The organism is Frigoribacterium sp. PvP032, from assembly GCF_017833035.1.
Taxonomy (GTDB): domain Bacteria; phylum Actinomycetota; class Actinomycetes; order Actinomycetales; family Microbacteriaceae; genus Frigoribacterium.
In genome coordinates this window covers 1443918-1457127 of record NZ_JAFIBM010000001.1, presented here as the reverse complement: position 1 = coordinate 1457127, position 13210 = coordinate 1443918, and the positions used below count along the sequence as shown (strand labels likewise).

9 protein-coding genes and 1 pseudogene are annotated in these 13210 nt (G+C 73.1%); 4 read left to right on the top strand and 6 right to left on the bottom strand.

Annotation, left to right across the window (positions count from 1 at the left end; all coding sequences use genetic code 11):
• Nucleotides 1–251: 251 nt before the first annotated feature.
• From secA to mtrA, 6 genes and pseudogenes are all read right to left on the bottom strand, one after another.
• Nucleotides 252–2904, bottom strand: a pseudogene (secA, locus tag JOE35_RS06700) (preprotein translocase subunit SecA); the annotation flags it as partial.
• 182 nt (nt 2905–3086) lie between these two features.
• Nucleotides 3087–3788 (bottom strand): ribosome hibernation-promoting factor, HPF/YfiA family, encoded by a 702-nt coding sequence (hpf, locus tag JOE35_RS06695; RefSeq protein WP_209560438.1) that lies wholly within the window; start codon nt 3786–3788, stop codon nt 3087–3089.
• A gap of 53 nt (nt 3789–3841) precedes the next feature.
• The gene (locus tag JOE35_RS16070) at nt 3842–4534 is read right to left on the bottom strand and encodes a ComF family protein (protein WP_209560437.1); all 693 of its coding nucleotides are present in this window, start codon (nt 4532–4534) and stop codon (nt 3842–3844) included.
• Between the two features lie 119 nt (nt 4535–4653).
• Nucleotides 4654–6336 carry an LpqB family beta-propeller domain-containing protein gene (locus JOE35_RS06685; RefSeq protein WP_209560436.1) on the bottom strand — a complete coding sequence of 561 codons (1683 nt, stop codon included), beginning with the start codon at nt 6334–6336 and terminating at the stop codon, nt 4654–4656.
• Nucleotides 6323–8089, bottom strand: a complete 1767-nt coding sequence (gene mtrB / locus JOE35_RS06680) for an MtrAB system histidine kinase MtrB (protein WP_307802971.1) — start codon at nt 8087–8089, stop codon at nt 6323–6325. The genes JOE35_RS06685 and mtrB overlap by 14 nt, the downstream gene beginning before the upstream one ends.
• A 9-nt stretch (nt 8090–8098) precedes the next feature.
• Nucleotides 8099–8779 (bottom strand): MtrAB system response regulator MtrA, encoded by a 681-nt coding sequence (mtrA, locus tag JOE35_RS06675; RefSeq protein ID WP_209560435.1) that lies wholly within the window; start codon nt 8777–8779, stop codon nt 8099–8101.
• A 172-nt stretch (nt 8780–8951) separates the two neighbouring features.
• Here mtrA and JOE35_RS06670 point away from each other — a divergent pair, with 172 nt between their 5' ends.
• From JOE35_RS06670 to JOE35_RS06655, 4 genes are all read left to right on the top strand, one after another.
• Entirely contained in the window at nt 8952–10280 is a 1329-nt protein-coding gene (locus JOE35_RS06670; protein ID WP_209560434.1) for a glycerophosphoryl diester phosphodiesterase membrane domain-containing protein, read from the top strand.
• Nucleotides 10277–10939: a DUF4129 domain-containing protein gene (locus JOE35_RS06665; protein ID WP_209560433.1), complete on the top strand. Its 663-nt coding sequence runs from the start codon at nt 10277–10279 to the stop codon at nt 10937–10939. The genes JOE35_RS06670 and JOE35_RS06665 overlap by 4 nt, the downstream gene beginning before the upstream one ends.
• Complete coding sequence (locus tag JOE35_RS06660) at nt 10936–12123, top strand: DUF4350 domain-containing protein (protein ID WP_209560432.1); 1188 nt, start codon at nt 10936–10938, stop codon at nt 12121–12123. The genes JOE35_RS06665 and JOE35_RS06660 overlap by 4 nt, the downstream gene beginning before the upstream one ends.
• A gap of 133 nt (nt 12124–12256) precedes the next feature.
• Entirely contained in the window at nt 12257–13210 is a 954-nt protein-coding gene (locus tag JOE35_RS06655) for a MoxR family ATPase (RefSeq protein ID WP_209560431.1), read from the top strand.

The following is a 13210-nucleotide window of genomic DNA, read 5'->3' as shown; positions in this document are numbered from 1 at the left end:
GCGACGGGGCCGCTCGCCAGGGGTGAGCGGCCCCGTCGGGGTCGTACGGTCGTCGTCGGGCCCGCCGACTCAGCCGTTCTTCTTGCCGGCTGCGCGACGGTCCGCGCGGTTGACGGGCGCGCCGCCCGCCGAGCCGCCGGAGGTCTGGCCGAAGGCCCCGCGCGCTGCCGGCTTCGACGTGCTGGTGGCCTGTGCCGCGGCGATCTCGGGCTCGTCGCCTCGCTCGGCGTCGTCCTGGGCCTTCTGGGCCTTGGCCGTCGCAGCCTGCTCCAGGCGACCACGCTGGTCGCGGACCTCGACCTCGCCCGCGATGTTCGGCGCGGAGTACTCGAGCTTCGGCTGCTGCTTCTCGCCGTCGAGGCCCTTGGCGGCGATCACGGGGGTCTCGGCAGCGCCGACCTGGGACTGGACCTCGACCTCGAGGTTGAAGAGGAACCCGACCGACTCTTCCCGGATCTGGCCCATCATGCTCTGGAAGAGCGCGTAGCCCTCACGCTGGTACTCGACCAGCGGGTCGCGCTGCGCCATCGCCCGGAGGCCGATGCCGTCCTTCAGGTAGTCCATCTCGTACAGGTGGTCACGCCAGCGACGGTCGATGACCGACAGCACGACGCGGCGCTCGAGCTCGCGCATGGCGGGCTCGCCCAGCGTCTCTTCTCGAGCCCCGTAGGCCACCTTGGCGTCGGAGAGGATCTCCTGGCCCAGGAAGTCGCGCGTGGCCTTGCCCTTGGAACCGGCCTCGGTGATGACCTCGTCGATGGTGATCGAGATGGGCCAGAGGGTCCGCAGCTCGGTCCAGAGGGCGTCGAGGTCCCAGTCGTCGGGGCTGCCCTCTCCCGTGTGCTGGTCGATGACCTCGTTGACGACGTCCTCGAGGAACCGCTGCGACCGGTCCTGCAGGTCGTCGCCCTCGAGGATGTGACGGCGGTCACCGTAGATGGCCTCGCGCTGGCGGTTGAGGACGTCGTCGTACTTGAGGACGTTCTTGCGGATCTCCGCGTTGCGCGACTCGACCTGCGACTGGGCCGACCGGATGGCGCGACCGACGATCTTGTTCTCGATCGCGAGGTCGTCCGGCACGTTGCCGCGGCCCATCAGCGACTCGGCGGCGCCGGAGTTGAAGAGGCGCATCAGGTCGTCCGTCAGCGAGAGGTAGAACCGGCTCTCGCCCGGGTCGCCCTGACGACCGCTGCGTCCCCGCAGCTGGTTGTCGATCCGACGCGACTCGTGGCGCTCCGTGCCGAGCACGTACAGCCCGCCTGCCTCGATGACCTTCTCGGCCTCGGTGGCGACCTCGGCCTTCTTGGCCGCGAAGACGTCGTCCCAGGCGGCCTCGTACTCGTCAGGGGTGTCGGAGGGGCTGAGGCCCTTCGTGTTCATCTCGGCGACCGCGAGGAACTCCGCGTTGCCGCCGAGCATGATGTCGGTGCCTCGACCTGCCATGTTCGTGGCGACCGTGACCGACCCGAAGCGACCGGCCTGCGCGACGATCGCCGCCTCCCTGGCGTGGTTCTTCGCGTTCAGCACCTCGTGCTTGACCCCGCGCTTCGCGAGCAGGCGCGAGAGGTACTCGCTCTTCTCGACGCTCGTGGTGCCGACGAGCACGGGCTGGCCCTTCTCGTGGCGCTCCACGATGTCCTCGGCGACCTGCTCGAACTTCGCCGTCTCGTTCTTGTAGACGAGGTCGGTCTGGTCGATGCGCTGCATCGACTTGTTCGTCGGGATGGGGACGACGCCGAGCTTGTAGGTGCTCATGAACTCGGCGGCCTCGGTCTCGGCCGTTCCCGTCATCCCGGAGAGCTTCTTGTACAGCCGGAAGTAGTTCTGCAGGGTGACGGTCGCGAGCGTCTGGTTCTCCGCCTTGACCTCCACCCCCTCCTTCGCCTCGATGGCCTGGTGGATGCCCTCGTTGTAGCGACGGCCGCTGAGGATGCGTCCGGTGTGCTCGTCGACGATGAGCACCTCGCCGTTGATGACGACGTAGTCCTTGTCGCGCTTGAACAGCGCGCTGGCCTTGATCGAGTTGTTGAGGAACGAGATGAGGGGCGTGTTGGCCGACTCGTAGAGGTTGTCGATGCCGAGGTAGTCCTCGACCTTCTCGATGCCGGGCTCGAGCACGCCGACCGTGCGCTTCTTCTCGTCGACCTCGTAGTCGGTGCCCGCGACGAGCCGCTTCGAGATCGTCGCGAACTCGGCGAACCAGCGGTTGGCCTCGCCCGAGGCGGGCCCGGAGATGATGAGCGGGGTGCGGGCCTCGTCGATGAGGATCGAGTCGACCTCGTCGACCACGGCGAAGAAGTGGCCGCGCTGCACCATGTCCTGTGACTGCCACGCCATGTTGTCGCGCAGGTAGTCGAAGCCGAACTCGTTGTTCGTGCCGTAGGTGATGTCCGCGGCGTACTGCTCGCGGCGCTCGGCGGGGGTCTGCCCGGCCAGGATGCAGCCCGTCGTCATGCCGAGGGCACGGAAGACACGGCCCATCAGCTCGGACTGGTAGCTCGCGAGGAAGTCGTTGACCGTGATGACGTGGACGCCGCGGGAGGCGATCGCGTTCAGGTAGGCGGCCGTGGTGGCGACGAGCGTCTTGCCCTCGCCGGTCTTCATCTCGGCGATGTTGCCGAGGTGGAGGGCCGCGCCGCCCATCAGCTGCACGTCGAAGTGGCGCATGCCGAGGGTGCGCTTCGCGGCCTCGCGGACGGCGGCGAACGCCTCGGGCAGCAGGTCGTCGAGCGACTCGCCGCCGACGTAGCGCTCGCGCAGCTCGACGGTCTCGTTCTTGAGCTCGTCGTCGGTGAGCGTCGTGAAGTCGTCCTCGAGCTCGTTGACGGCCGAGGCGTACGCCTTGAGCCTGCGGAGTGTGCGCCCTTCACCGACGCGGAGGACCTTCTCTAGGACGTTGGCCAACGGATGCTCCCTGGTTCTGGACGTGTCCGCCCCCTCGCGGGACGATCACGGAATGGTGACAAGACTAGCGGCCACGACCTAGGGAGGAGGAGGGAGGACCGGCGTGGTCCCCCTTCCTCGCTCCCCGAGGACGTGGCCGCGAGGACGTGGCCGCCGGGGCGACGCGCCCCGGCGGCGACCCATCAGCCGGTGAAGCCCGCCTTCAGCGCGGTGGCCGCCTCCTGCAGCTCGGGGGCGCTCTGGTCGAGGCCGATGACGCCGTAGTCCCAGCCCTTGCGCCGGTACACGACGCTCGGCCGCTCGGTCTCCGAGTCGATGAAGAGGTAGAAGTCGTGGCCGACGAGCTCCATGTAGTACAGGGCGTCGTCGACGGTCATCGGCGTCGACGCGAAGACCTTCTTGCGGATGACGACGGGCGTGTAGACCTCGTCCTCCTCCTCTGCCACCTCGCCCTGGACCGTCGGGACACTGCCCGTGCGGACCGCGTCGAGGGTCTCGGCCGCGGCGGGCACCACCCCGAGCGTGCTGAAGTCCGCGCTGGAGGCCTCCTGCAGCGAGGTGGGCCTGTGCTGGCCCCTGTGGACCTTCTTGCGGTCCTTCGCCCGGCGTATCCGCTCGAGCAGGCGGGCGACCGCGAGGTCGAAGGCGACGTACTTGTCGCCTCCCGTCGACTCGGCCCGCACGAGGGGGCCTGGGCCGATGAGGGTGAGCTCGACGCGGTCGTCGCCGGCCTGGCCGCTGGCCTTCTCGTTGTGGCGCGAGACCTTGATCTCGAGCGCCAGAGCCTTGGTGGCGAGCTGTGCCACCTTGTCGGCCTTGTCAGTGGCGTAGTCGCGGAAACGATCGGTGATGCCGACGTTTCGACCCGTGACGGAAATTTCCATGACGACCTCCTATGGCTATCGACGTGCCGCCTGTCAGCCAGGCGGATGTCCTTTCACGCCTTTGCCCCACCGTAGCCAGGTAGACGCCTCCGTGTCACCTCCCGTCCACCTGGAGTCGCCGCCAGGCAGACCGCGGCGACCACCTCGGCGCCCGCCTCCTCGAGGGCCCTCCGCGCCTCCTGCACGGTGCTGCCGGTCGTGAGCACGTCGTCGAGGACGACCACACGGCGACCCGTCAGGTCGACGCGGCAGCGCAGGCTGCCCTCGCGGGCCCTCGCCCGTTGCTCGCGGTCGAGACGCTTCTGGGAGGACGACCTGCCGGGCCGGACGACGAGGACGCCCGCCGACGCCGGCGCGCCCGCGGCCCTGGCGAGGACGGTCACCGGGTCCCAGCCCCGCCGCCGCCGGCCCGACGGCGACGGAGGGACCGCCACCAGGGCCGCCGGCACGGCGTCCGGCGGCAGGACGACGTCGAGCGCGGCGCGCAGCGCGGGGCCGAGCTCGGCCGCGAGCCTCAGCCGGCCACGCTGCTTGTAGGCGAGGACCGCCTCGCGGACCTCGAACTCGTACCGGAGCGCGGTCACGACGCGGAGGCCGCCGTGCACCGTCTCGACGGGCTGCGGACGGAGGAGCCGGCGGCAGCCGCCGCAGAGCTCGAGGTCGGGAGCGCCGCAGCCGGCGCAGCTGACGGGCGACACGGCGGCCAGCGCGCCCCGGAGCGCGGCTGCGAATGAGGGAGGGAGCACGACGGGCACCTGCTCAGCCTGGTCGTGCCGGCCGACCTGCCGGTGGCGGCTCGACCCCGGCCGGGGACGGCGTCACCTCGACCGGCCCCGGGGAGGAACGACATCTGCCGTCCGGCGACTCAGCGCTGGGTCGCGAGCAGGTCGGCCACCACGCCCGTGTCCTGCCAGCTGCTGCCCCGGGGCTCCAGCACGGAGCCCTCCGCCGTCAGCACCCTCAGGCCGGAGGGGCCGTTCCCGCCGACGATGGTCGTCGCGCTCCCCGACGGCTGCCCCGATCCCTCCGACGCACCGCCCACCTCGGCGAGCGACACGAGTGATCCCTCCCCCGTGTCCGTCAGGGCGGCGACGGTCAGCTGGTCGGCCCACGTCGCGTCGACGGGGCGGCCGGTCGGCGCCGCGAGCTCGACCGGCGGGCCGAGGGCCGTCGGCACGCCGCGGGAGTCGCGCAGCAGGGCGACGACGAGGAGGCGCGACTCGCCCTGGTCGTCGAGCAGCACCAGCGCTCTGGCACCGTCCCGCGACACCCGGAACGCGACCACGGTCGGGCCTGAGGGCAGGGTCGAGGTGACGGCGTGGACGACCCCGTCGGCACCCGTGGCGGTGACGGCCCTGGGGTCGACGACGGGCACCGACCAGACGTACCCGCTGTCGTCGAGGGACGGCGGGGCGAGTCCCTGCCGCCCGTCGGCGATCGACGTCGAGCCGTCGGACCCCACCCGGAGCGCACCGCGGTCGGTGCCCACGACGACGGAGGACAGGTCCGCCGACGCCTCTGCCGAGGTCGGGGCCAGCGCCGCGACGACCGGGCCGAGCACGGGCAGGGGGCTGATCGACGCCCGCGAGGCGAAGCCCAGCGCACCGTCGGCGACGACCAGCGGCCGAGCGTCGACCGTGGGGTCGCGGAGGGGAGCCGAGCCGCCGAGGTCGGGCACGTCGAGGACCGTCGACTCGACGCTGAGCTCGACCGCCGTGATGGTCGAGAGGGTCGAGAAGCTCGCCAGCAGCTGGGCCTGCATGCGTGCACGCGCGGCGTCCGAGGCCGAGAGCGCGTCGCTCGTGAGGTCGACCCTCGCGGTGCCGTCGTCGACGGTGATGGCCGTGAGCGAGAGCTGCGTGCCCTCGGGGAACGCGGACACGACGGCGCCCTGCAGCCAGGTCGACGGCCCGTCGAGCAGGGCGGACGCGATGCGCGTGCTCGTCGACGACCGAGCGAGGAACCAGCGCTGGTCCGGCACGAGGTACCGGAACGACGGGTCGTAGAAGTAGACCGCGTGCGCCCGGAAGATCGACTGGAACGTGGCGGGGTTCAGCACCGTGCCGTCCGGGGCGTCGCTGATGCGCCACTGGCCGTCCTCCTGCACGAACGAGTAGCCGAGGCTCGTGGGCACCGAGGTGGTGGCGGGCACGTAGTGCCCCCCTCCGTCGAGGGTGGCAGTCGCGGTGAACGCGTACTCCAGCTCGGCCTCCCCGACGCGTGTCGTGGCGCCGCCGCCCGGCCGCACGGTGACGCTCGCCCGAGCGTCCCAGGCGTCGGCGAAGCCGGCCGACAGGTACTCGCGGGCGACCGCGTAGTTGTCCTGCGGACCCGTGCCCGCCGAGATGAAGTCCCGCAGGATGCGCTCCTGCGAGCTGTCCGCCACCGGGCCCTTCGGCGTGTAGACCACGTCGCTCGGCACGTCGGCGGTGATGGGGTCGCCCTCCTGCACGGGGCCGCTGTCGGGGATGGACGCACAGCCGGCGAGCACCGTCGCCGAGAGGACGAGGCCGGCGACGAGGGCACGCAGGCGGTCACGGCCTCGCACGGCGCACCTCCTCGTGGCCGCTCAGGACCTGCCGGGCCGCCGTCGCCTCCGGCGGTGCGCCCGCCCAGGGCTCCGACCCGTGCTCGGCCAGGTCGTCCGCGTCGCGGGGCACGACGGGCAAGGGCGAGGAGGTGGTGGCCGCGCCCGCGACGCGGGGCAGCGTCACGACGAAGCGGCTGCCCTCGCCGAGCCTCGACCACACCTCGAGACGACCGCCGTGCAGCACGGCGTCCTCGAGGCTGATGGCGAGCCCGAGGCCGGTGCCGCCGATCGTCCGTCGACGGGACGGGTCGGCCCGCCAGAACCGGTCGAACACGCGCTCGACGTCGCTCTGCCGCATGCCGACCCCGTGGTCGCGCACCGCCACGGCGACCGACTCGGCGTCGCTGTCGACCTCCACCTCGATCGGCCGGCCCTCGCCGTGCTCGACGGCGTTGCCGAGCAGGTTGCGGAGGATGCGTCGGAGCCGACGCGGATCGACCTCGGCCTCGAGGAACCCGCCCCTCGCGTCGATGCTCATGACGCTGCCCGTCTCGGCGGCGAGGGGCTCGAACTCGGCCACGCCGTCCTCCACCAGAGTCGCGACGGTCGTGCTCTCGACGTCGAGCTCGACGGCGCCGGCGTCGAAGCGCGAGATCTCGAGCAGGTCGGCCAGCAGCAGCTCGAAGCGGTCGACCTGCGTGTGCAGCAGCTCGGCCGTGCGCGCCGCGGACGGCGTGAACGATCCGCGCTGGTCGTAGAGCACGTCGCCGGCGAGGCGGATCGTGGTGAGGGGGGTGCGCAGCTCGTGCGACACGTCGCTGACGAAACGCTGCTGCACCCGCGACAGCTCGGCGAGCTGCGAGATCTGCCGCTGCATGCCGTCGGCCATCCCGTTGAACGACCGGCCGAGGGTCGCGATGACGTCCTGGCCCTTCTCGGGGATGCGCTGGTCGAGGTCGCCGGCCGCGATCGCCTGGCTCGTCTCGGCCGCGACGCGCACGGGCCGGACGACCGTCCGGGCGACCACGTACGTGATGACCCCGATCAGGACGACGAGCGCGAGCGAGCCGAGCGCCAGGGTGCGCTGCATCAGCGCCAGGGTCGTCGCGGCGTCGCTGAGGTCGTAGACGAGGTAGAGCTCGTACTGCCCCGCCGTAGGCACCTGGAGGGTGCTGCCGACCACGATGCCGGGCACGGACCCGCCGTCCGCCCGCGGCAGGGCGACCGGCTGCATCGACAGCGCTCCGGTGTCCGAGGCCACTCGCTCGCGGAGCTCGGGGGTCAGCTCCGCGCCGGGGAAGTCGGGGCTCGCGATGTCCTGCACGGTCTGCGCGGTCGACTGGCCCGGCGTCCGGAGGATCGCGATGCTCGTGCCGCCAGGGCTCGACGTCGAGCCGAGGATCGTGCTCTGGGCCTCGTTCTGCAGGGAGTCGAGCTCGACCTGGTCCGCGTCCTCCGTGGCCGTCGCCGAGTCGAAGATCGACTGCGCGAGGATCGTGGCGCGCTGCGACTCGGACTGCACCTGGTCCCGGCGCTGGTCGTACAGGTTGGCGCTGATGCTGACCGAGATCGAGGTGGCGATGATCGACGCCCCGACCCCGGCGAGCACCACGGTGAGGGCGACGGTGCGGAACTCGAGCGATCGACGCCACGCCGACAGGAGGTGCGGGCCGGCGTCTCGCCAGGCCCCCCGGCGCCGCCACCAGGCGCCAGGGCCCAGGGCGCCGCGGAGGGCGCCCCGCCAGCCCGTGCCCTCGCCCGGCCCGCCCACGACGGGCTGCTAGGCCCCGCCGCCGGCGCGGTAGCCGACGCCGCGGACGGTCGTGACGATGCGCGGGGCGTCCGGGTCGTGCTCGACCTTGGCCCGCAGCCGCTGCACGTGGACGTTGACGAGTCGCGTGTCGGCCTTGTAGTGGTAGCCCCAGACCTGCTCGAGCAGCATCTCGCGGGTGAACACCTGCTGCGGCTTCGACGCGAGGGCCAGCAGCAGCTCGAACTCGAGGGGCGTCAGCGCGATGACGGCGTCGCCGCGGCGGACCTCGTGCGCCGCCACGTCGAGCCGCAGGTCGCCCACCGTGAGCACGTCGTTGGTCGGCTCGGTCGGCGGCCTCAGGCGGGTCCGGATGCGCGCCACGAGCTCTTTCGGGTTGAACGGCTTGACGACGTAGTCGTCGGCGCCGCTCTCGAGCCCGCGGACCACGTCGACGGTGTCGCCCTTCGCGGTCAGCATGATGATCGGCACCCCGCTCTCGGCCCGGATCGCCCGACAGACCTCGAGGCCGTCCTTGCCGGGCAGCATCAGGTCGAGCAGCACCAGGTCGGGCGAGGAGTCGTGGAACGCGTCGAGCGCCCCGTCGCCGTCGGCGCAGAAGTGCGGCTCGAACTCGTCGGCCCTCAGCACGATGCCGATCATCTCGGCGAGCGCGGGGTCGTCGTCCACCACCAGGATGCGTGGGGTCATGGTCTCCGTCTTCGGCTGGGCCGCTCAGGTCGCGGCACGTCGACCCAGATTAGTGCAGGAGGCGCGGATCGGCGGCGAGGGAGGCGCGGGTCGGCTGGCACGCCCGTCCCGCCTGTGGAAACATGGCCCCACGAGCGAGGACGACCTCGACAGCGGACCACCGGGGGAAGCCATGACCGATCCGAACGACTGGGCGGCCCCCGGGGCGCAGGACGCACCGCGCTGGGGCGAGCGCGTCCCGACCGGGCCTGCTGCTCCTGCTGCTCCTCCTGCTCCGCCGACGGGTCCGCCCGCCTACCAGGGACAGCAGTCCCCCTTCGGACAGCAGCACCCATACGGGCAACAGCCCTCGTACGGGCAGACGGCCGCCCCGCAGCCGCAGGGCGGTCCCGGTGCCTGGACGCCGCCTCCTCGCCCTGGTCTGCTGCCGCTCCGTCCCTTCACGTTCGGCGAGATCCTCTCGGCGTCGTTCCAGGTGTTCCGTCGCAACCCGCGCACCACCTTCGGCACGGCCCTGCTGGCGCAGGTCGTGCTGCTCGTCGTCACCGTCGGCGCGGCCGGGGGCAGCGCGTTCTTCGCCTTCTCGCGCGTCGAGTCGGCGCTGCCGGAGGACCGCGACGCCGTCGCGGCCGGCGCCGTCGCGACCGTCGTGCTCGCCACCCTCGTCCCCGTGCTGCTCACCGTGGTCGTCAGCGCGCTGCTGCAGGGCCTGTTCGTGCTCGAGACCTCCCGTCAGCTGCTCGGCGAGCGCCTCCGGCTGGGCGGCCTCTGGACGCTGGCTCGAGGTCGCATCGGCGCGCTCACGGGCTGGTCGGCCCTGCTGACGCTCGCCTACCTGGTGGCCGCCGGCCTCGTGGTCGGGGTCGTCGTGATCGGCATCGTCGTCGGCACGGGGCCGAGCGTGGGCGTCGGCATCGGCGTCGGCGTGCTCCTCGGACTCGGCCTGCTCGTGCTCGGCGCCTGGCTCACGATCAAGCTCAGCCTGGTGCCCAGCGCCCTCATGCTCGAGCGGATGCCCCTGCGGGCGGCAGTCGCCCGCTCGTGGTCGCTCGTCCGCGGCTCGTTCTGGCGCACCTTCGGCGTCGTCGCGCTCGTCTTCGTGATGATCCAGATCGCCACGCAGGTCGTCACCGCGCCGTTCTCCCTGCTGTTCGGGGTCTTCGGCAGCCTCATCTCGCCCACCGGCGACGTGGACGGCAGCGCGATCGCGGTGGCGGCCGTCGCGTACGTCCTCACCATCGCCGTCAGCGCCGTCGTGACCGCCATCGGCTCCGTCGTCCAGGCCGCGTCCGTCGGCCTCGTCTACGTCGACCGGCGGATGCGGACCGAGGGGCTCGACCTCGAGCTGGTGCGCCACGTCGAGGCCCGCGGCCGCGGCCAGGTCGACCTGCCCGACCCGTGGCGCTCCCCCGAGCCGCAGCTGCCCGCGCAGCAGCGCCCCGACGAGCAGCGCCCCGCGCAGCACCGCCCCGACGGCCAGGGCGGGGCACCTCTGCAGTGACCCCGACGACGACCCTGCTGGCCGCCGCCCCCCTCGACCCCGACCCCGACGAGGCGCGCCGGCTGCTGCTGCGCGAGCTCACGGGTCGCGACTACGTCGCGGCGCAGCCCACCTGGCTCGACCGTGCGGCCGACGCCTTCTGGAACTGGCTGAACGGAATCCGCTTCGGCGGCGTCGAGGGCGCGCCCGCCGTGGCCCTCGTGCTGCTGCTCGTGGTCGTGGTCGTCGTCCTCGTGGTGGTGCTCGCGGTCTACGGGGTGCCCCGGCTGAACCGGCGCTCCGCCCGCGGGCCCGAGCTGTTCGGCGAGGGCGACGACCGCGACGCGGACCGCCTCCGCCGGGCAGCCGCCGAGGCCGCTGCCGCCGGCGACCTCGTGCTCGCAGTGACCGAGTCGTTCCGCGCCCTGGCCCGGGGCCTCGTCGAGCGTGACGTGCTCACGACGACGCCGGGCACGACCGCCCGCGCGGTGGGCGCCAGGGCCGGGCAGCTCTTCCCCGCGCTGGCCGACCGGCTGGCGTCTGCCGCCGAGAGCTTCGACGGCGTGCGCTACCTCGACCGGCCCGGCTCCGAGGCCGCCTGGCGCGACATCAGCGCCCTCGACCGCGAGCTCGAGCTCGAGCAGCTCGCCCCCGCGCCCGCCCCCGTGGCCGCCTCGTGACGGCGACGACGTCGACCGTGCGTGCCTCGGCCCGCCGGGCGCGGCCCTGGGTCGCGCTCGGCGTGCTCGCGCTGCTCGGCGCGGTCGGGGCGGTGCTCCTCAGCGGCTCGGACGCGTCCGGCGGCCGGGCGCTCGGCCCCGAGAACCCCGCGCCCGCCGGCGCGAAGGCCCTCGTCGAGGTCCTCCGCGACGAGGGCGTGTCCGTCCGCGTCGTGTCGTCGCTCGACCAGGCACGAGAGGCCGCTGCGCGTCCGGACACCACCGTGGTCGTCGACGACGCGGGCTCGTACCTCGTCGCCGACCAGTGGAGCGAGCTCGGCGACGCCGCGAGCTCGCTCGTCCTCCTCGCCCCGGGTGCCACGGCGCTGGACGCGGTCGCCCCCGGCGTCTCCGCCGTCGCCGAGGTCGCCGACGGGGTCCGTGACCTGGGCTGCGACGTGCCCGAGCTGTCGCAGGTCGAGCGCGTCCACGCCGCCGGCCTCGCGTACGCCGCCGCCGGCGTCGACCAGGGCGCCGGCGTCGACGTCACCGCGTGCGTCCGCGACCCCGACTCGGACGGCTCCGGGCTCGTCGTGGTCGACGACGGCGACCGCCGCGTCACGGTCGTCGGCACGACCACGGCGCTGACGAACGGCACGATCGCCACGGCGGGTGCCGACGACGCCGCCTACGCCCTCGCCCTGCTCGGGCAGGACGACCAGCTCGTCTGGTACCTCCCCGGCGTCGACGACGTCCCGGAGGGCGCCGGCACCCTCGCCACGCTGACGCCGAGCTGGGTCACGCCCGTGCTCCTCCTGCTCACCGCGACCGCGGTCGCCGCGATGGTCTGGCGCGGCCGTCGCCTCGGGCCGCTCGTGGTCGAGCGGATGCCCGTCGTCGTCCGCGCGTCCGAGACGACCGAGGGGCGGGCGCGGCTGTACGAGCGCTCCGGCCAGCGCCGGCACGCCCTCGACCAGCTGCGCATCGGCACGCTCGGCCGCCTCGCCCGGCTGGCCGGCCTCTCGTCGACGTCGTCGGTCGACGAGGTGATCGACCGCGTCGCCGGCCTGGTCGGGGCAGATCCCCGCGGGCTCCGGCACGTGCTGGTCGACGCGGACCCTGCCGACGACGCCGAGCTCGTCCGCCTCAGCGACAGCCTGCTCGACCTCGAGCGGGCGACGGCCAGGGCGGCGGCTCCCTCGTGACCGGCGCCGCGCCTCCTCGTCCGCCGACCGGCCCCTGGCCGACCGAGTCCGGACAGGCCGGCCCCGGGTCGGCCTGGCCCCTGACCGCCTCCACCGCCCCTCGCCCTGCGACCACCACCGGGAGAACAGCCGCATGACCACCGAACTCCAGCAGACCTTCGCCCGAGTGCGCACCGAGGTCGGCAAGGCCGTCGTCGCGCAGGACGGCGCCGTCACCGGCCTGATCGTCACTCTCCTCGCCCAGGGCCACGCCCTGCTCGAGGGCGTCCCCGGCGTCGCCAAGACCCTGCTCGTCCGTGCCCTCAGCCACGCCACGTCGCTCGAGACCAACCGGGTGCAGTTCACGCCCGACCTGATGCCCGGAGACATCACCGGCTCGCTCGTCTACGACGCCAAGGCAGGCGAGTTCGAGTTCCGTCCCGGCCCCGTCTTCACGAACATCCTGCTCGCCGACGAGATCAACCGGACCCCTCCGAAGACGCAGTCGGCGCTGCTCGAGGCGATGGAGGAGCGGCAGGTGTCGGTCGACGGCGTCTCGCGCCCGCTGCCCCAGCCGTTCCTCGTCGCCGCCACGATGAACCCGGTCGAGCACGAGGGCACCTACACGCTGCCCGAGGCGCAGCTCGACCGGTTCCTGATGAAGCTGACCCTCGACCTGCCGCCGCGCGACGCCGAGGTCGAGGTGCTCACCCGCCACGCCGCGGGCTTCTCGCCGCGCGACCTGCGCGCCGCCGGTGTCACCCCCGTGCTCGGGCCGGCCGAGCTCGCGCAGGCGCAGGCCGAGGTCGGCCGGGTCGGCGCCTCCCCCGACGTGCTCGCGTACGTCGTCGACCTGGCCCGCGCCACCCGCGAGAGCGCCTCGGTCAAGATCGGCGTGAGCCCGCGCGGCTCGACCGCCCTGCTGTCGGCGAGCAAGGCCTGGGCCTGGCTGACCGGCTTCGACCGCATCACGCCGGACCACGTCCAGGCGATGGCCCTGCCCGTGCTGCGCCACCGCCTGCAGCTGCGACCGGAGGCCGAGCTCGAGGGCGTCGACGCCGACGCCGTGCTGCGCTCGGTGCTGCAGCAGGTGCGGGTCCCGATCTGA

Bases quoted from the DNA above. Each gene is read 5' to 3' on its own strand.
- hpf (WP_209560438.1), bottom strand. From the start codon at position 3,788: ATGGAAATTTCCGTCACGGGTCGAAACGTCGGCATCACCGATCGTTTC.
- JOE35_RS06670 (WP_209560434.1), top strand. From the start codon at position 8,952: ATGACCGATCCGAACGACTGGGCGGCCCCCGGGGCGCAGGACGCACCG.
- JOE35_RS06655 (WP_209560431.1), top strand. From the start codon at position 12,257: ATGACCACCGAACTCCAGCAGACCTTCGCCCGAGTGCGCACCGAGGTC.
- mtrA (WP_209560435.1), bottom strand. From the start codon at position 8,779: ATGACCCCACGCATCCTGGTGGTGGACGACGACCCCGCGCTCGCCGAG.